Raw genomic sequence first — 18,343 nt, forward strand, 5'->3', positions numbered from 1 at the left:
GGGCGCGGGGAACTGCGCGTCCAGCCCCCACTGTCCTGCACCCGCCCACCCGCGGCGCGGCCCGGCACCGCCGAACAGCACCGTCGTGGCTGACCACCGCCGCGGCGGACAGAGGCGGAGCGCCTGTGGCACCGCCCGCGACGGAGCGATGGTGCGGCGACTGTCGGCGAACGCCAGGGCAGCCGACCCAGGGGCGCGGGGAACTGCGCGTCCAGCCCCCACTGTCCTGCGCCCGCCCACCCGCGGCGCGGCCCGGCACCGCCGAACAGCACCGTCGTGGCTGACCACCGCCGCGGCGGACAGAGGCGGAGCGTCTGTGGCACCGCCCGCGACGGAGCGAGGTGGAGCGGGTGGTTTGGCTGTGCGGCGGATCGGGGTGGAGCGGCTGTCTCACCGGCCGCGGTGGATCCAGGTGGAGTGGGTGGTTTGGCTGTGCGGCGGATCGGGGGCGCGGGTGTCCCTGGGGTGGTCGTGGTGGTTCGGTGGTTTCTACAGGGAGGCTGAGCCTCCGTCGCTGAGTTCGGCGATGTCGAGGGTGTCGGCCATTTTCTTGAAGCCCTGGTCGTTGGGGTGGAGGTGGTCGCCGGAGTCGTAGTAGGGGCGGAGGCGGTCGGGGGCGTACGGGTCGCGCAGCGCCTTGTCGAAGTCGGTGACCGCGTCGTACACCCGGCCCGACCTGATCCGTTCGTTGATCTCCTGGCGCACCCGTTCCCTGGCCGGGGTCCAGCCGCGGTGGCCCCGGAACGGCATCAGGGTCGCCCCGACCACTCTGATCCCGTGGGCGTGGGCCGAGCGGACGAGCGCTCGCAGCCCGCCGGTGACCGCGTCTGGGTCGGCGAGACCGGGGTTGCGGAGGATGTCGTTGATGCCGAGGTCGACGACGACCACCCTGACGTCGGGGCGGCCCAGCACGTCCCGGGTGAAGCGGCCGACGCCCCGCTCGTTCCCGGCGGGCCGGAGCCCGTCGGCGAGGACCTGGTTGCCGCTGATCCCCTCGTTGACCACGCCGTAGCGCGGCGCGCCCCCGCCGCCGCGCAGCCGTCCCGCCAGCGCGTCCGGCCAGCGCCGGTTCGCGCCCGTCGTGGAGGTGACCCCGTCCGTCAGCGAGTCCCCGAACGCCACCAGCGTGCCGTCGGAGTCGTCGCTCAGCACGTCGAGGGCGGTGACGTAACGCCAGTACGGTGTCTGCCCGGTGTACGCGCCGCCGCCCGCGTCCTCGGTGCGGTCACCCGCCGCCACGTACGAGATCTGACGGGCCCGCGGGTGGTAGGTGACAGGGCCGGACGCGGTGGGGGAGTACGTGGTGACCAGCACGTCCGCGCCGCGCGGCACCCGCAGCGCCACCGCGTCGCTCACCGCCTGCCCGCCCGCCGGTATGACCACGGAGACGGCCCCGCCGAAGGTGAGCCGCCGCATCGTCGCCGCGTCGGCCGCCGCCGTGCCGCGCCCCGCGGCGAGCGCGACGGACGCGTGGGTGAGGGTGAGCGCGGACTGCCCGTACAGGTTGGACAGGGTGACCCGGGCGCGCGTACCGGACGTGCTGGTGTGGACGACGTTGCGCAGGGATCGGCCCGCGAGGCCGGCCGACTCGGTGCCCGGTTCGCCGCCCACCGGGGCCGCGGCCCAGGAGCCCACCCAGGTGCCGGCGGAGACCGGCGCGGCCGAGACGCCGTGCGGCCCGCCGCCCGGGACGGCGGTGGCCGCGGGCGTCCCGTCCTCGGCGGCCACGACGGCGTAGAGGGTGGCCGACAGGGCCACGATCAGTGCGACGACCGCCCCGAGCAGGGCGTACCCGTGGTGACGCCGGGTCATGCTGATGTGGTTCTCCTCGACCTGTGGGCGGCTCCGACGGACGGCGCCTGCCGCAATTTTCCCGAACATACAGACGACGGGAACTCTTGTTCCGTTCCGGGAGTAGGTCAGCAAGGGACAATATGTGCGGGATCACCGTGAGGGTGACCGGCTGCGGACGGGTGGAGCGGATGGCGGAACCTACGGAGACGGCGGGCGGCCGGACGGACTACCGGGCGGGCGCCGTACCGTCGTACAAGTCGATGAACGCCTTCACGCCCGCCGACGAGGAGCGTCAGCGGGGCGTGCGGCGGATGAAGACCACGGCGACCGGCCTGCTGCTGTTCGTCGCCCTGGTGTACGTGCTGGCGAAATGGGCGTCCGGCGCGGGCGCCGGCGCCTGGGCGGACTACGTGGCGGCGGCGGCCGAGGCGGGCATGGTCGGCGCGCTGGCCGACTGGTTCGCGGTGACCGCCCTGTTCCGGCACCCCCTCGGCCTGCCCATCCCGCACACCGCGATCATCCCCACGAAGAAGGACCAGCTGGGCGTCTCGCTGGGCGAGTTCGTCGGCGAGAACTTCCTCTCCCAGGACGTCGTACGGCAGCGGCTGCACGCCGTCGGCATCGGCAGCCGGCTCGGCGCGTGGCTCGCCGAGCCGACGAACGCCGACCGGGTGACGGCCGAGCTGGCGACCGCCCTGCGCGGCGCCCTGACCGTGATGCGGGACTCGGACGTCCAGGCCGTGGTCGGCGAGGCGATCACCCGCCGGGCCGACGCCCAGGAGATCGGGCCCGGCATCGGCAAGATGCTGGAGCGGATCGTCGCCGACCAGGGCCACAAGCGGGTCGTGGACCTGGTCGTCAGCCGGGCCCACGACTGGCTGGTCACGCACGGCGACTCGGTGATGGACGCCGTGCAGGGCGGCGCGCCCGGCTGGACGCCCCGGTTCGTGGACCGGCGGGTCGGCGAGCGCGTCTACAAGGAACTGCTGCGGTTCTGCGCCGAGATGCGGGACATGCCGTCCCACCCGGCGCGCGGCGCCCTGGACCGCTTCCTCACGGACTTCGCGAACGACCTCCAGTCCGACACCGACACCCGGGCCCGGATCGAACGCCTCAAGGGCGAGGTCCTCGGCCGCGGCGAGGTGCAGGACCTGATCGCGTCCGCCTGGACGGCCGTACGGTCCATGATCGTCTCGGCGGCCGAGGACGAGCGCAGCGAACTGCGGCTGCGGGTGCGCGCCTCGCTGATCTCCCTGGGGGCCCGGATGGCCACCGAGCCCAAGGTCCAGGAGAAGGTCGACAGCTGGGTGGAGGGCGCGGCCGTGCACGTGGTGACCACGTACCGGAAGGAGATCACCTCCCTGATCACCGACACGGTGGCCGGCTGGGACGCCGAGCACACCACCCGGAAGATCGAGGCGCACATCGGGCGCGACCTCCAGTTCATCCGGATCAACGGCACGGTGGTCGGATCGCTGGCGGGCGTGCTGATCTTCACGGTGTCACGGGCGCTGGGGGCGTAGCCGGCGCTCCGCGGGGCACTCGATCGGGCGGCTTTCGGTCATGGAGTCCCGGTCGAGGAGGCGCGTGTGGGTACGGCTACGGCTATGGGCGCGGACGAACACGGCGGGCGGACGATCACCTCCCGTATCCCGGCCCGACTGGACCGGCTCCCGTGGTCCCGCTGGCACTGGACGATCGTCATCGGCCTGGGCACGGTCTGGATCCTGGACGGCCTGGAGGTCACGGTCGTCGGCAACATCGCGAGCCGTCTGTCGGAGCCGGGCAGCGGCCTGCCGATCTCCTCGTCGCAGGTCACCGGCACGGCCGCGGCTCTCTACGTGGCCGGTGCCTGCATCGGGGCCCTGTTCTGGGGCCGTCTGACCGACCGGTTCGGCCGCAAGAGACTCTTCATGATCACCCTGGCGGTGTACCTGGCCGCCACCGCCCTCACCTCGCTCTCCTTCGCCCCCTGGTGGTTCTTCCTCTTCCGGTTCCTGACCGGGTTCGGCATCGGCGGCGAGTACGCGGCGATCAACTCCGCGATCGACGAACTGATCCCGGCGCGGTACCGCGGCCGGGTGGACCTCGTCATCAACGGCAGTTTCTGGCTCGGCGCGATCGGCGGCTCGCTGCTGTCGATCGTCGCGCTGAACACGGACTTCCTGGCCAAGGACGTCGGCTGGCGGCTGACCTTCGCCCTCGGAGTCGTCCTCGGCCTGGTCATCCTCCTGGTACGGCGCAACGTCCCGGAGAGCCCGCGCTGGCTGCTGATCCACGGCAGGGAGCGGGAGGCGGAGGACGTCGTCTCCTCGATCGAGCGGCGGGTGGAGGCGGAGAAGGGCGAGCCGCTGCCCGAGCCGGAGGGTGAGCTGGTGATCCACCAGCGCGGCAGCGTCACGTTCGCCGAGATCGCCCGCACGGTCTTCCACGACTACCGGCGGCGGGCCGTCCTCGGCTTCTCCCTCTTCATAGGGCAGGCGTTCCTCTACAACGCGATCACCTTCGGCTTCGGCGCGATCCTCACGACGTTCTTCGACGTGCCGACGGGCGACACGGGCTACTACTTCGTGGTCATCGCGGTGGGCAACTTCCTCGGGCCGCTGCTGCTGGGCAAGCTGTTCGACACGGTCGGCAGGCGCGTGATGATCTCGTCGACGTACCTGCTGTCGGGAGTGCTGCTGTTCGTGACCGCGTGGCTGTTCGGCCGCGGGTCGCTGTCCGCCGGGACGCTCACGGCCTGCTGGTGCGTGGTGCTGTTCTTCGCGTCGGCGGGGGCGTCCAGCGCGTACCTCACGGTCTCCGAGATCTTCCCGATGGAGACCCGCGCGATGTCGATCGCGTTCTTCTACGCGCTGGGCACGGCGGCGGGCGGCATCAGCGGGCCGCTGCTGTTCGCCGACCTGACCGGGACCGGGAAGGTGTTGGACACGGTGCTGGCCTTCCAGATCGGCGCGGGCCTGATGTGCGTGGCGGGACTGGTCGCGGCGGCGCTGGCGGTGAACGCGGAGCGGAGGTCGCTGGAGGACGTGGCGGCACCGCTGTCGGCCGCGCCGGGCCGGGCGCAGGTGTAGGAGGTGCGTCGCTGCGGGCCCGGTGGGGGCTGGTCGCGCGGTTCCCCGCGCCCCTTCGGGGCGCGCCTCACGACCGTCCGTTTTCAAGGGTGCGGTCGGCCGTCTCCGCTCGGTAGCGGCCCGGGGTCGTCCCGAACTCGCGTTGGAAGGCGTGGGAGAGGGCGTAGGGGCTGCCGTAGCCGACGCGGTCGGCGATCGCGGCCAGGGTGTCGGGGGTGTCCCTGAGCAGACCGGCCGCGAGGATCAGCCGCCACCAGGTGAGGTACGCCATCGGCGGGCGGCCCACCAGCGCGGTGAACCGGCGTGCCAGGGTGGGGCGGGAGACACCCGCCTCCGCCGCCAGCCGGTCGTTGCTCCACGGCGCCGCCGGGTCGGAGTGCAGCGCCCGCAGGCCCGCGGCCGTCACCGGGTCGCCCAGCGCGGCGGGCCACACACCGGTGGTCGTCTCGCTCATCCAGGAGCGGATCATGTAGACGAGGAGCAGGTCGAGCAGGTTCGGCAGCGCGACGGCGGAACCGGGCCGCCGCTCGTCCAGCTCACCGGCGAGCAGATCGATCGCCGCCCGTAGTTCGGGGTGGCCGCCCACCCGGTTGGGCAGGTGCACCACCTCGGGAAGCTCCGTCATCAGCGGGTGCATTCGGGTGCAGTCGAGCCAGTACTTGCCGCACAGCATGTCCGTGCCGTCCCGCCCGGCGGGCGGCCGGGACCGTGGTCCGCGCTCCTCGATCCACCGTTCGAACGGCACCGCGCGGGCCGCGGCCCCCGCGTCCACCGGGGCGTCCGCGATCACATGACCGGTGCCGTGCGGCAGCAGGATCGCGTCACCCGTCCCGAGGGACACCGGTTCGCCGCCGTCGGGCAGCAGCCAGCAGCCGCCCTGGAGGACGACATGGAAGCCCGCGCCCTCGTACGCGTCCAGCCGCGTGCACCAGCTTCCCCCGATCCGCAGCCGGCGGGAGGAGGGGTGCCCGAGATGGACGACGGAGATCGCGTCGCTCACCACATCCATTGGCCCAGCCTACTCTCTGAGCACATACGTGAGACGGACGCGTATCCCGTTGAGGCTTGAGCGCATTGAGACGCTCGGAACAGCTTCATAAGGTCGGGGTATGACGAATGAGACCGAGGGTGTGCAGCGCATGATGCTGGGGGACGTCGAGGTCGTCCGGGTGGTCGAGTGGCACCAGCCGTTCGTGCCCGCCGCCGACATGTTCCCGGACCTCGCCGCCGAGGCGTGGAAGGACAACGAGGACTGGCTGGCCCCGGACCACTGGGAGCCGGACGGCGGCCGGGCGGTGCTCGCCCTCCAGACCTGGGTGCTGCGCAGCGCGGGGCGGACCGTCCTCGTCGACACCGGGGTGGGCGCCGGACGCGACCGGCCGGGCATGGCGCCGTTCCACCGGCGCCAGGGCGACCTGCTCGGCCGGCTGGCGCGGGCCGGTGTGCGTCCGCGGGACGTCGACGTCGTCGTCAACACCCACCTGCACGTCGACCACGTCGGCTGGAACACCGTCGACGCGGACGGGGAGTGGGTGCCGACGTTCCCCGGCGCGCAGTACCTCGTCCCGGCCGCCGACGACTTCCACTTCGGCCCGGACAACGCCTACGCGAACGGCGAGCGGGAGGTCGACCGTCTCATCTACGAGGACAGCGTCGCGCCCGTCCACCGGGCCGGGCTGTCCGTGCTGTGGGACGGCGAGCACCGCATCGACGAACACCTCACCCTGGAGTCCGCGCCCGGTCACACCCCCGGCTCGGCCGTGCTCCGGCTGGCCTCCGGCGGCGACCGGGCGGTCTTCGCCGGCGACCTGCTGCACAGCCCGCTCCAGATCCTCCACCCCTGCTGTAGCAGCAACGGGTGCGCGGACCCGGAACAGGCGGTGGCCAGCCGCCGCCGGATCCTCGCGCGGGCCGCCGACGAACGGGAACTGCTCGTCCCCGCGCACTTCGGCGGCGCGGGCGCCCTGGAGGTCCGGCGAGAGGGCGACGGCTTCGCCCTCGGCCCGTGGGCCGCCTGCTGACCGGGCCGTCCACCGATCCGGCCGCCTGCCGACCGGGCCGTCCACCGATCCGGCCGCCTACCGGCCGGCCCGGGTCCGCCTGCGCAGCAACAGCAGCCCGCCGGCCAGGGCGGTGACCCCGGTGGCCGCGGTCCAGGCGACGACGTCACCGGACCCGGTGGCGGCGAGGTCACCGCGCTCACCCTGGGCCGACGGCGCGGAGGAGGCCGCAGCCGACGCGGGCGCCGACGCCGCCTGCGATGCCGGTACCGATGCCGGCGCGGCCGCGTCCGGCGCCGCCGGCGTGGCCGTCGTACCGGCTGCCGTGCTGGCCCGGTCCCGGGTGAACGCCAGGGTTCCGAAGCCCAGTTGGTCGTAGCCGCCGCTGTTCGGGCCGTAGTCCCCGCCGCCGCCCTCGGGTGCGGCCTTCGCGGCGATCCGGGTGAGGTACGTCGCCGGCATGCCCCGGCGCCTGGTGTAGTGGTTGGCGATCATCGCCCAGATGGGGCGGGTCATGGCCGGGTCGACGGCCGCCGCGGCGCTCACCGTCTCGCTGCCCGACCAGCCTCCGACCGCGCCCTTGCGCCGGGTGCTCGCGGTGAACGGCACCCGGCCGCCCAGGCTCCATCTGGCCACGTACTGCGCCCCCTTGAGGAAGCGGCTGTCGTCGTAGCCGTACAGGTCGATGCCCTGGTTCCAGGCCATCTCGCAGATCGTGCCCATCAGCCCGACGCCGAGCAGCGCGTGCCCCTGGTCGCGGCCCGCCTCCAGCCACTCGGCCAGCCCGTCGTCGTACACCACGGGGATCGCGTTCCTGATCGCCCCGAGTCCGGCGCCGTTCTTGAAGTAGTCCACGGCGCGGGCGATCCGGGCGCGGTCGTCGCAGAGGATGCCGGTGGCGAGGACGCAGGCCATGTTGGCGAGGTCCCAGTTGGTCCAGTAGTTGGAGACGACCGCGTTGTTGTGCCGGACCAGGAAGTCGTCGCTCATCGCCCCGAACTGCTTGCCGAGCATCTCCTGGAACCGGGCCAGCTCGAAGTCACCGTGGTCGCGGACGAGTTCGGCGGCGTTCGCGAACTGGTAGCCGTACAGGCCGGCGGCCAGGAACCGGTCGGCGGAGCCGCTGACCGCGGTGAGCGTGGCCGACCAGGCGTTCAGGATGGCGACGGCGGTGTCCGCGTGGGCGCTCTCGCCGGTGACGTGGTAGCGCAGGGCGTTCTGGTACGCGGCGTGGATGTCGTTGTAGAGGACCGTGTAGTTCTCCGGGGTGCCCGAGCCCCGGTACACGACGGCCTGCGGCCGCGGCTGCCAGCCGCTCTGCGCGTGCCGGTTGGCGGTCAGCCTGGCGAACCCGGCCGTGTAGGGGGCGGCGCCCGCCTTCACCTTGGCGGCCATGCGGTCGAGGTCGGTACGGGTGTGCAGCAGACCGGGGTGGACGAGGGACGCGGACCCGGCGGCGGACGCGGGACCGCCCGCCGCGGCGGTCCCCGCGGCGGCCCCCACCGCCACGCCCGAGGCCTTCAGCATGGTCCGGCGGCTGATCTGTCGAGTCATGTGCATGCCCCGGGAGACGGACGGGGCCGCCCTTCGATAACAGAAACCGCGGCGGAAGTCGCCTCAGGCGCCGGTCGTGGAGCCCGGCCGGACGATCATCAGTACCGTCACGACGGCCCAGAGAAGGTTGAACAGCCCCGTGAACATGGCCAGTCGCACGGTCGCCTGCCGGAACCCGGCCCCGCTCCCGGCCCCGCTCCCGCCTTCGACCAGCGCGGTCTGCCGGGGCAGTACCAGGGCGACGAGGACGAGCGCCGCGAGGGCCGTGAGCGCGATCGACGTGATCAGCCAGGCGCTGCCCAGCACATGCATGTTGCTCGCCGTGGCGAACCCGAACACCGGGACCACGACGCCGACGAGCGCGTACGCCCGGCAGATCCGGTGCAGCAGTCGCAGGGTCTCGGCGGCCCGGAGGTCGTCCGGCGCCTCCAGGGCGCGCCGGGCGGCCGGCGGGAACATGCTGGCGGCCACGGTGACGGGGCCGATGGCGACGATCGCCGCGAGGACGTGGACGGCGAGGAGGAACTTGGTCACGGCCTCGACCGTAGGCGGCCGGCCGATCTTGCAGAAGCGGCGATACTGCCACTGTTCGACGGATTCCCGCCAGGAGCGGACGCCAGGGCCATGGAAGCCGGACCCCTTGTCGGCGGTAATCCGTCGGGCGACTATGTTTCTGCCATGCACACCGTCGCCGTGCTCGTCCTGGACCAGGTCATCCCCTCCGACTTCACCGTGCCGATCGACACCTTCGGCTGGGCCCGGCTGCCCGACGGACGGGACGCCTACCGGGTGCGGGTGTGCGGGCCCGCGGCCGAGGTGACCGCGGCGGGCGGCGCGTTCACGGTCAGGGCGCCGTACGGGCTGGACGCGCTCGCCGACGCGGACACGGTCATCGTGCCGGGGGTCGCGGACCCCGCCGCCGCGCCGCCGGCCGAGGTCGCCGACGCCCTGCGCGCGGCCGCGGCGAACGGCACGCGGATCGCGTCGGTCTGCGTCGGGGCGTTCGTCCTCGCCGCCACCGGTCTGCTCGACGGCCTGCGCGCGACCACGCACTGGGCCGCGGCCGACACCCTGGCCGCCCTGTACCCGGCGATCGAGGTGGACCCGAACGTGCTCTACGTGGACAACGGCCAGTTCCTGACCTCGGCGGGCGCGGCGGCCGCCATGGACATGTGCCTGCACCTGGTGCGCAGGGACTACGGCTCGGCGGTCGCCGCGCACACCGCGCGGATGTCGGTGATGCCGCTGGAACGGGAGGGCGGCCAGGCCCAGTTCATCGTCCACGACCAGCCGCCGGCGCCCGCCGGGGCCACCCTGGAGCCGCTGCTGAACTGGCTGGAGGACAACTGCGACCGGGACCTGACGCTGGAGGAGGTCGCGGCGCGGGCCGGCATGAGCACCCGGACCCTCAACCGCCGCTTCCGCGAGCAGACCGGCACCACGCCGTTGCAGTGGCTGCACCGGGCCCGGGTGCGCCGGGCGCAGCACCTGCTGGAGACCACCGGCCACCCCGTCGAGCGCATCGCGGCCCAGTCGGGCTTCGGTTCACCGACGGCCTTCCGGGAACGCTTCCGCCGGGTCGTCGGGACGAGCCCGCAGGCCTACCGACGGTCGTTCCGCAGCTCGGCCGGCTAGCCGCCGACACGGGGCCTCGGGCCCGGCGGTCGTCGCGGGTGGTCAGGCGCGGCGGTCGGCGACGGCCCAGGACGCCAGAGCCACCGCGCCCGCCACGCCGAACACGGACGGCCAGGCGCCGACCTTCTTCGCCAGCGGATGCGACCCGGCGAACGCGGCGACGTACGCGGCGGACAACGCACCCGCCGCCTTCCCGCCCGCCCGCTGCCGCCACTGCCGCGCGGCCGCGACCCCGGCGACGGCCAGCACGGCTCCGCCCAGTGGCCGCTGCTTCGTCCAACGGGCCACGCCGTACCCTCCGACGAGCCCACCCGCGGCGATCACGGAACTGGGAACCCTGGCCATCGCGCTCTCCCTCATGTCTGGATCTCCCGAGGCTAACCCGGCGACGACCCCACCGGGCGGACCTGAGTCGACCCGTGTCAACCCCGGTGACGTCAGGACCTCCACCGTGGGCTGAGGGCGATCGCCCGGAGCTGCTTCATGGTCAGGGCCGGAGCGGTGCGGGTGGCGGCGGTCCGCTGGGAGCCGGAGTTGAAGGCGCTGATCACCACGCGGAACCCGTCCGTGCGCAGGGTGTCGGCGGTCCACATGACGACCCCCGCACCGCCCTTCTCGCCGGGCGCCTTCCGCTCCGCGACCAGGGTCCCGTCGGGCAGGGTCTCGGAGCCGGAGCCGAACAGCTGACCCGCGACGTCCGACATGTCCGGCTGCACGTTGATCTGGACGAGGCTCCTGCCGTGCCCGTCGTCCACGACCACGTACGTGAACTGGTCGTCGTCGCTGCCGTGCGCCACCACTTTCAGCCCCTTGGGAATCAGCGAGGCGAGGGTCTGCCGGATCCCCTTGGCGTCCTGCCCGGCGGTGGGCGGCTCCTGGGTCTGCCGGGGGTCCTCGGGAATGGCGTCGACGACCCCCCGCCACTCCTTCGCGGCCGCCAGCACCTTCAACTGTGCGGCGGAAAGCGGCGGTTGTTCCCGGCTGATCGGCGCGTCCTTCTCGGCCGCCGCGTTCCACTCGCTGACGGAGACGTGCTGGCCGTCCGGGGTGACCAGGTTCGCCGTCCAGAGCTTCGTGTCCACGCGCCGGTCCGGGTACTCGTACCCCTTCACGACGGTGACGACGGAGGCGTCGGGCAGATGGCTGGTGACGCAGCTGTCGTAGGGGATGTACAGCTTGTCGGGGCACTGGGTGACCTGGCGGGCGTCGGTCCCGCCGGGCAGCACCCGGTTCACGGCGACGCTGATGGCGGCGGCACCGTGCCCGTCGTCGTACACCACCTGCGCGTACGGATCCACGAGCGGCTCGTCCGGGTCGACGCCGCGTCCCTCGGCCTGCCGGGTCTTCCCCGCGGGCAGCAGTTTCTCCAGCGTGCCGATCATGTCGTCCGAGGTGACCGGGCGTACGGCGGAGGGGGACGCGGTGACGTGCGGGGTCGTACTCACCGCGGCGGGCGGCCTGGTGGACGACGACGAGCCGCCCCAGGACACCGCCACCGCGCCGCCCACACCGACCAGCGCCACCCCCGCCGCGCCGCCCAGCACGGCGGCTCGCCGGCGCCGCCGCAGCCGCCGCCCCCGGGCCGTGCCGGCGTCGGCGAGCGCGGCCCGGTCGGTGTCGAAACCGCCGCCGGTGTGACGCAGGGCGGCGGAGAGCTCACGTTCGAAGGGATCGCTGTCGCTGTGCCGCTGCTCGACGGGCATGACGAACCACCGCTTCCACAAGGTTGAGGTCAGGAACGGGCGTACTCGGCGAGGTCCTCGCCCAGCAGCTCGCGCAGCCGTGCCAGGGCTCGCACGCACCGGGTCCGGACGGCGGCCGAACTCACGTTGAGCACGTCCGCGGTCTCCTGTATCGACCGGTCCTCCCAGTACCGCAGGACGACCACGGCCCGGTCCTTGGCGGGCAGCCGGGCGAGCGCGTCCAGAAGGGTCAGCCGCAGGGACGGATCGGCGCCGGCGGCCACCACGTCGGGGAACGAGTCCCGCGCCCGTTCCCGGCTGCTGAACCGCCGCCGGTGGGCGAGGAAGGTCCGGGTCAGGACGGTCTGCGCGTACCCGGCGGGGTTCCCGACGCGGGACACGCGCCCCCAGCGGACGTAGATCTGCCCGAGGGCCTCCTGCACCAGGTCCTCGGCGAGGTGGGTGTCCCCGGCGGTGAGCAGACAGGCGGACCGGTACAGATGCCCGGCCCGCGCCGCGGCGAACTCGACGTAGCCCTCCACCGCCGTGTGCCCCATCCGCGAGCTCTCCCGTCCCCGTCCGGTCCCCGGCGCCCGTGCCGTCTCCGGTGGCGTGCCGTCGCCGGCGTTCTGCTGTGTCACCTCATTGATGCGGTGGGCCGGGGGAAATGTTTCAGGGAACGCAAAGAAATCTCAGAGGAGGCACATGGCCCGAACCCCTCGGCCCCACCCCTCGGCCCCTCAGACCCGTTCCAGCGGGCGGTGGTCCCCGGCGGGCAGCTCCACCCGGATCGCGTCCTCCGGACGCACCACACCCCCCACCTTCACCACACTCATCACCCCGGCCTTGCGGACCACCCGCCCGGCCTCGTCCCGCCCGACGACCTGCTTCAGCAACCCCGCCTGGAAGCCGTCGATCTGCCGGCACGGATTGCGCAGCCCGGTCACCTCGACGACGGCCTCCGCCCCGATCCGCAGCAGCGTCCCGGCCGGCAGTCCCAGCAGCTCGATGCCACGGGTGGTGATGTTCTCCCCGAGCTCCCCGGCCGTCACCCGGAACCCGGCGCTCCGCACCTCCTCGAACAACTCCTCGTGGATGAGGTGCACCTGCCGCAGGTTCGGCTGGGTCGGATCCTGCGCCACCCGGGACCGGTGCCGCACGGTCACCCCCGCGTGCACATCCCCTTCCACCCCGAGCCCGGCGAGCAGCGTGATGCTCTCCCGGTTCGGCTTCGTGAAGGAGTAGACGTCATGACGGCTGACAGCGACCACGACCCCGTCCATCGGATTCACGAGACTCATGAGGCCGACCCTAACCACGTGGGCGGCGTGGGCACCACGGAGTTCGCGCGTTGCCCGCTCGCCTCCGGGTCACCAGGGGACCACCCCTTCGTCGTCGAAGAAGCCGCCGGTCGGGCCGGAGTCGGGCAGGGTCGCGAGCCGGATCGCGATCGCCGCGCCCTGCTCCGGGGTGCGCACGCCGCGGAAACCGTTGAGGTCGGTCGCGCAGTAACCGGGGCAGCCGGCGTTGACCAGGATGTTCGTGTCGCTCAGTTCCTTGGCGTACTGGACGGTGACGGCGTTCAGGAAGGTCTTCGACGGCGCGTAGGCCACGGCGATCGGGCCCACCTCGGCGCCGGGCGTGGACTGCCGGGTCAGTGAACCGACGCTGCTGGACATGTTCACGATCCGCGGCGAGGCCGAGCGGCGCAGCAGCGGCAGCATCGCGTTGGTGACCCGGATGACCCCGATGACGTTGGTCTCCACGGCCGCCCGCACCGCCGTGACGTCGACGCTGGTGGGCAGCTGCCGCATGCCGCCGGTGATCCCGGCGTTGTTCACCAGCACGTCGAGCCGGCCGGCGCGCTCCTCGACCAGCGCGGCGGCGGCGGCCACGCTCGCGTCGTCGGTCACGTCCAGCGGTACGCCGAACGCGTCCACGCCGGCCGCCCGCAGCTTCGCCACGGCACCCTCGCGCGCCTCCTCGTTCCGGGCGCCGACCCCGACCTGCCAGCCGAGGGCGCCGAGCCCCGCCGCGATCTCGTACCCGATGCCCTTGTTCGCGCCGGTCACCAGCGCGATCGTCGACGCGTTCCGCCGCGCGTCCGCTTGTTCGTTCTGCTGCTCGCTGGTCTGCTCGCTGGTCTGCCCGTTGCGCTGTTCGTCGCGCTGTTCGTTGTTCTGGCCGTTGCTCTGCCGGTTGCGCTGCTCGTTGGTGTCGTTGCTGTCGTTGCTGTCGTTGCTGTCGTTGCTGTGCTCGTTGCTGTGCTCATTGCTGTGTTCGCTCATGCCGTCGATCCTGGCCGCGGCGGGCCCGGCCCGGCCAACACCGATCGGGTGGGCGGCGATACCCGCCGGGTATCGATCCCGGCCGGCCGCAGTAGCATGACCGGGTGGAGACGCGTGAGCTGCGCTATTTCGTGGCCGTCGCCGAGGAGCTGCACTTCGGCAGGGCAGCCGAGCGGCTCGGGATCGCCCAGCCCCCGCTGTCCCGGGCGATCGGCCTGCTGGAACGGCGCCTCGGAGCGACCCTCCTCGACCGCACCAGCCGCACGGTCACCCTGACCGACGCAGGTTCGGTGCTCCTGCGCGAGGCCCGCGCCGCCCTGGGCGCCGTGGCGGCAGCCGAGCGCCGCACCCGGCGCGCCGCTCTCGCCGCGACCGGCGAACCCGGCGTGGTCCTCGCCACGAAGGCCGGCGCGTCCGGCGAACTCCTGGCGAAACTCCTCGACGCCTACGCCGCCGAACCCGACGCGGTCACCGTCGACCTCCTGCTGTGCGGCATCGGCGAACAGGAACACATGCTGCGCGACGGCCGAGCCGACGTGGCGCTGCTGCACCTGCCGTTCGACTCCACGGCAGGCCTCGACACCGAGGAACTCCGTACCGAGAACCAGGTGGTGCTGCTGCCCGCCGGGCACCCCCTGACCACCCGGACCCACGTCCGCACGGCCGAGGTCACCGGCCTGCCCGACCTTCCGCTGCCGCGCTGGCCGGGCCCCGACGGCACATACCCGGACGGCCCCGGCCCCCGGGCCCACGACCACGCACAGCTGTACCAGCTGATCGCGCTGGGCCGCGCCTGCTGGATCGCACCGGAGTCCAGCCGGGCCCAGCTCCGCGACGACGTGGTCGCCGTACCCGTCCTGGACGCGCCGCCGGTCACGACCGTCATCGCCTGGCCGCCGCACAGCCGGTCGAGGGCCGTCGCGGGACTCGTCCGGGCGGCGACGGCCCTGTGACTGCGGTTCTGTGACGACGGACCTGTGACTGCGGTTCTGTGACGACGACCCTGTGACGGCGGCCCTGGGACGACCGTCCCGTGACGGCGGCCGGCCGCCCGGCCGCCGCTGTGGGTGTGAGCGTGGGTGTGGGTGTGAGCGTGGGTGTGGGTGTGAGCGTGGGTGTGGGCGTGGTGGGGCCGTCAGCCGTCCGTGGCTGTGACGTCCGAGGCGTACACGAGGCCCACCCGGTGGTTGTACTGGATGGTGTACATCGCCTTCGCGCCGGTGACGACCGTCCCGCTGGACGGGAAGAAGTCGTCCGTGAGGGACGGCGCCACGGTGGCCACGTAGGCCTGGCCGGCCGGGACGGTGTACATGCTGAGCGGCGCCTGCGTCGACGGCGACAGGCCCGCCGGGTACTCGGCGGCGTCCGGGTAGCTGGAGCCGTACACCGCCACCGGGGAGTCACCGGCCGCCGTGATCACCTTCACCCCGTGCGCGGGCGCGGTGTTGCAGCCGTGCGGGTTGAAGAACCACACCTTCGAGCCGCTGTACCAGACGGCGGTCCAGTCCCCGTCCTGATCGGCGACCACGAACTGCTGGCCGGCCGCCGCCGTGCTGCCCCAGTCGTTGATCCGGTCGGTACCGGCCGCGCCGGGGTGCAGCGCCTGGTCCCCGAAGAGGGGCGCGGTGTCGCTCGGCCCGGTGCGCAGGTAGACGAAGTCGGACGGCTGCCGCGTCTCGGTGCACGCGGTGGTGGCGCCCGTCGGGTCGTCGGAGGGGCAGATCTGCACCGTCTGCACGTTCTCGTCGAACCGAGGGGCGATGGTGACGACCGAGCCGACGGGGCCGACGCCGTGCCGCCCGGTGCGCACACCGAGCAGGCTCATCAGGTGGTTCCAGTCCCAGGACGGGCCCGGGTCCCAGTGCATGCCGGAGACCAGGGACGACTTCGGCCCGGCGACGTTGTCGTGGCCGATGATGTGCTGCCGGTCCAGCGGTATGTCGAAGCGCGTGGCGAGGTACGCGACCAGGTCGGCCGTGGCCTCGTACTGCGCCTCCGTGTACCAGGTGGCACCGTGCGCGGCGTAGCCCTCGTGCTCGATGCCGATGGAGTGCATGTTGGTGGAGTAGTTGCCCGCGTGGAAGGCGAGGTCCTTCGTGGGCACCATCTGGGTCACCGCGCCGTCGGAGGACCGCATGACGTAGTGCGCGGCGGAGCCGCCCGCCTGCTGGAAGAGACTGACGGCGGTGTCGTACGACGTCTCGGTGTCGTGGATGACGATGCTGTCGATCCGGATGCCGTTGGCGGGGCGGTTGGAGACCTGCCCGTTCGACGGCGCCGCCGGGACGAAGGTGCACGCGACGGTGGCGGGGCACTCGGTGTCCGTGGTCGCCGCGGACTTCAGGTCCAGCAGGGCCAACTGGCCGGTGTCCGGGGTGACATCGCTGTCGGCCGCCAGCTTCACGCGCGCGCCGTCGGCCGTGGTGCGGCCGGCGCCCTTCTTGATGGTGGCGAACACCCGCCCGGCGAAGGCGGACGCGCCTTGCTTGTCGCCCGCCTGGCTGTAACGGGCCACGGCCGCGTACCAGTTGCCGGGATCCGCGGACACGGACCCGGTGGCGGCCCGCTGGTACGAGGCGAGCAGCGCCGCGCCGCCCCGGATGTTGGCCGACGGGTCCTCCCGCAACTGCCCGGCCGACAGCCCGGTCAGCTTCGCGGCGGCCTGGAGGGTGTGCAGGGCCGGGGCGGCGGCCAGCTGCTTCAGGTCCCGGCGGCCCGCCGCGCCCGCGTCACCGCCGGCCATCATCGCGGGGGTGACGTCCGTCAGGTGCATCGGCCCGTAGCCGCCGTCGGTGCTGTACTGCCCGGCGTGCGTGTCCCAGGCCGACTCCTGGTAGGCCAGCGCCAGCAGCACCTGACGCGGGACGTGGTAGGCGTCGGCGGCGGCCGTGAAGTCCGCCTGTAGACCGCTCACTTCACCCCCGGCGCCACCGGCGCCCCCGGCGGCGAGCGCCGGCACCGGCAGGGCCGCCCCGCCGCCGACCGTGAGCGCGGCGACCGCGGTCAACAGGGCCGCGCGACGCCGCTTCGACGCGCCTGCGCGTCTGGGATTGCTTGTTCTCATGAAAAGGTCCCCGGACTTCGGAGGATCGAATGACGCATTGAAGGATGCGTACGACGGGACATCGGTTCACCGACCGGACCGACACGCACAACGCCCGCGCCCGGCACGGGCAACGCCCGCGCCCGATACGGGCCGCGTCCGCCGGCATCCGAAAGTGGATGATCCCGCCGACGGTGAAGACACGTCAACCCGACTCGGACAAAGGCGACTTGAACAACAGCCGGTGCCATGCGCACCGCAGCCCACCGCAACCGCCCTTTGGCGGGACACTCACGCCACCGTTGATTTCGCGCCCGCCAGGAGATCCCTCGGACCCCTGCCCCTTGCGTCGCCGTTGACAAGCGAGGCTAACGCCGTTAGCTTCTAGCTAACAACGTTAGCCAGTTGGTCGTATCCGAGATCCGAGGGGCGTCATGACCGAGTACCTGGCCGTCGAGGGCGGCACGATCGCATACGAGGTGGCGGGGTCCGGCCCGCTGGTCGTTCTCGCACACGGCATGGGCGACAGCCGGGCCGCGTACCGCGCGGTGATACCCCGACTGGTGGCCGCGGGCCACCGGGTCGCCGCGGTCGACCTGCGCGGCTGCGGCGAGTCGAGCGTCGACTGGCCGGACTGGAGCCGCACCGCCATCGCCGGCGACCTGCTCGCCGTCATCCGCCACCTGGGCGGTCCCGCCGTGCTCGTCGGCCACTCGATCTCGGGCGGCGCCGCCACGATCGCGGCGGCGCGGGAGCCCTCACTGGTCACCGCGGTCGTCGAGCTGGCGCCGTTCACCCGCAAGCAGTCGCTCCGCCTCGGCGACCTGCGGGTCCGGCGTTTCCGGCAGGGCATGCTGCGGCTGCTGGGCGCGGGCGTGTTCGGCAGCGCGCGGCTGTGGCGCTCGTACCTCGACGTGGCCTACCCCGGCGTGAAGCCGGCCGACTGGACCGAGCGGCTCGGCCGCATCGACGCGCTGCTGCACGAGCCGGGCCGGATGAAGGCGATGCAGCGCATGGGCCGCACCACCCCGGCGGACGCAGGCGCCCAACTCGGCTCCGTCCGCTGCCCGGTCCTGGTCGTGATGGGCACCCTCGACCCCGACTGGACCGACCCGCACGCCGAAGGCACGGCGATCATCGAGACCCTACAGCCCGGCCTCGGCCACCTGGAACTGATCGAGGGCGCCGGCCACTACCCCCACGACCAGTTCCCCGACGAGGTGACCTCCTTCCTGCTCACCTTCCTCCACCGGGACACGGCGCGGGCGTAGGG

The 18,343-nt window shown here is 72.9% G+C and carries 16 protein-coding genes; 6 read left to right on the forward strand and 10 right to left on the reverse strand.

All coding sequences use genetic code 11. The annotated features are described in order from the left end of the window. Nucleotides 1-489: 489 nt before the first annotated feature. On the reverse strand, nucleotides 490-1,812 hold the full coding sequence (locus AAW13_RS14940) for an SGNH/GDSL hydrolase family protein (protein WP_046730554.1): 1,323 nt from the start codon (nucleotides 1,810-1,812) through the stop codon (nucleotides 490-492). Between the two features lie 242 nt (nucleotides 1,813-2,054). Between AAW13_RS14940 and AAW13_RS14945 the strand changes: the two genes are divergently transcribed. Together AAW13_RS14945 and AAW13_RS14950 are read left to right on the forward strand one after the other, a co-directional pair. Then, a complete protein-coding gene (locus tag AAW13_RS14945) occupies nucleotides 2,055-3,317 on the forward strand; it encodes a DUF445 domain-containing protein (RefSeq protein WP_420855464.1) in 1,263 nt (420 codons plus the stop codon). An 84-nt stretch (nucleotides 3,318-3,401) separates the two neighbouring features. After that, entirely contained in the window at nucleotides 3,402-4,868 is a 1,467-nt protein-coding gene (locus tag AAW13_RS14950; RefSeq protein WP_046730556.1) for an MFS transporter, read from the forward strand. 67 nt (nucleotides 4,869-4,935) lie between these two features. Here the strand turns inward: AAW13_RS14950 and AAW13_RS14955 are convergent, their stop codons facing one another. Beyond that, nucleotides 4,936-5,877, reverse strand: coding sequence for an AraC family transcriptional regulator (locus AAW13_RS14955; RefSeq protein WP_046730557.1), 942 nt, complete (start codon nucleotides 5,875-5,877; stop codon nucleotides 4,936-4,938). Between the two features lie 100 nt (nucleotides 5,878-5,977). Here AAW13_RS14955 and AAW13_RS14960 point away from each other — a divergent pair, with 100 nt between their 5' ends. Beyond that, nucleotides 5,978-6,889: an MBL fold metallo-hydrolase gene (locus AAW13_RS14960; RefSeq protein ID WP_046730558.1), complete on the forward strand. Its 912-nt coding sequence runs from the start codon at nucleotides 5,978-5,980 to the stop codon at nucleotides 6,887-6,889. A gap of 57 nt (nucleotides 6,890-6,946) precedes the next feature. Here the strand turns inward: AAW13_RS14960 and AAW13_RS14965 are convergent, their stop codons facing one another. After that, complete coding sequence (locus tag AAW13_RS14965; RefSeq protein ID WP_206306221.1) at nucleotides 6,947-8,422, reverse strand: alginate lyase family protein; 1,476 nt, start codon at nucleotides 8,420-8,422, stop codon at nucleotides 6,947-6,949. Between the two features lie 63 nt (nucleotides 8,423-8,485). Next, complete coding sequence (locus tag AAW13_RS14970) at nucleotides 8,486-8,956, reverse strand: membrane protein (protein ID WP_046730560.1); 471 nt, start codon at nucleotides 8,954-8,956, stop codon at nucleotides 8,486-8,488. Nucleotides 8,957-9,100: 144 nt separating this feature from the next. Between AAW13_RS14970 and AAW13_RS14975 the strand changes: the two genes are divergently transcribed. After that, complete coding sequence (locus AAW13_RS14975; RefSeq protein ID WP_046730561.1) at nucleotides 9,101-10,057, forward strand: GlxA family transcriptional regulator; 957 nt, start codon at nucleotides 9,101-9,103, stop codon at nucleotides 10,055-10,057. 42 nt (nucleotides 10,058-10,099) lie between these two features. Here the strand turns inward: AAW13_RS14975 and AAW13_RS14980 are convergent, their stop codons facing one another. The 5 genes from AAW13_RS14980 to AAW13_RS15000 all read right to left on the reverse strand — a co-directional run bounded on the left by AAW13_RS14980 (nucleotide 10,100) and on the right by AAW13_RS15000 (nucleotide 13,814). Beyond that, nucleotides 10,100-10,402 carry a hypothetical protein gene (locus tag AAW13_RS14980; protein WP_046730562.1) on the reverse strand — a complete coding sequence of 101 codons (303 nt, stop codon included), beginning with the start codon at nucleotides 10,400-10,402 and terminating at the stop codon, nucleotides 10,100-10,102. A 92-nt stretch (nucleotides 10,403-10,494) separates the two neighbouring features. Next, nucleotides 10,495-11,760, reverse strand: a complete 1,266-nt coding sequence (locus AAW13_RS14985) for a hypothetical protein (protein ID WP_046730563.1) — start codon at nucleotides 11,758-11,760, stop codon at nucleotides 10,495-10,497. Nucleotides 11,761-11,789: 29 nt separating this feature from the next. Then, the gene (locus AAW13_RS14990; RefSeq protein ID WP_046730564.1) at nucleotides 11,790-12,296 is read right to left on the reverse strand and encodes a SigE family RNA polymerase sigma factor; all 507 of its coding nucleotides are present in this window, start codon (nucleotides 12,294-12,296) and stop codon (nucleotides 11,790-11,792) included. Between the two features lie 183 nt (nucleotides 12,297-12,479). Then, nucleotides 12,480-13,022 (reverse strand): MOSC domain-containing protein, encoded by a 543-nt coding sequence (locus AAW13_RS14995; RefSeq protein ID WP_206306223.1) that lies wholly within the window; start codon nucleotides 13,020-13,022, stop codon nucleotides 12,480-12,482. Between the two features lie 87 nt (nucleotides 13,023-13,109). Then, nucleotides 13,110-13,814, reverse strand: coding sequence for an SDR family NAD(P)-dependent oxidoreductase (locus AAW13_RS15000; protein ID WP_206306224.1), 705 nt, complete (start codon nucleotides 13,812-13,814; stop codon nucleotides 13,110-13,112). Between the two features lie 317 nt (nucleotides 13,815-14,131). On the opposite strand from AAW13_RS15000, the gene AAW13_RS15005 reads away from it, so the two are divergent. Continuing rightward, on the forward strand, nucleotides 14,132-14,980 hold the full coding sequence (locus AAW13_RS15005; RefSeq protein ID WP_046730565.1) for a LysR family transcriptional regulator: 849 nt from the start codon (nucleotides 14,132-14,134) through the stop codon (nucleotides 14,978-14,980). A 182-nt stretch (nucleotides 14,981-15,162) separates the two neighbouring features. On the opposite strand, the gene AAW13_RS15010 is transcribed toward AAW13_RS15005, so the two are convergent. Next, nucleotides 15,163-17,091 (reverse strand): N-acetylmuramoyl-L-alanine amidase, encoded by a 1,929-nt coding sequence (locus tag AAW13_RS15010; protein ID WP_052768595.1) that lies wholly within the window; start codon nucleotides 17,089-17,091, stop codon nucleotides 15,163-15,165. 413 nt (nucleotides 17,092-17,504) lie between these two features. Between AAW13_RS15010 and AAW13_RS15015 the strand changes: the two genes are divergently transcribed. Continuing rightward, on the forward strand, nucleotides 17,505-18,341 hold the full coding sequence (locus AAW13_RS15015; RefSeq protein WP_046730567.1) for an alpha/beta fold hydrolase: 837 nt from the start codon (nucleotides 17,505-17,507) through the stop codon (nucleotides 18,339-18,341). Nucleotides 18,342-18,343: the final 2 nt, after the last annotated feature.

The organism is Streptomyces humi, assembly GCF_001005085.2.
GTDB classification, from domain to species: Bacteria; Actinomycetota; Actinomycetes; order Streptomycetales; family Streptomycetaceae; genus Streptomyces; species Streptomyces humi.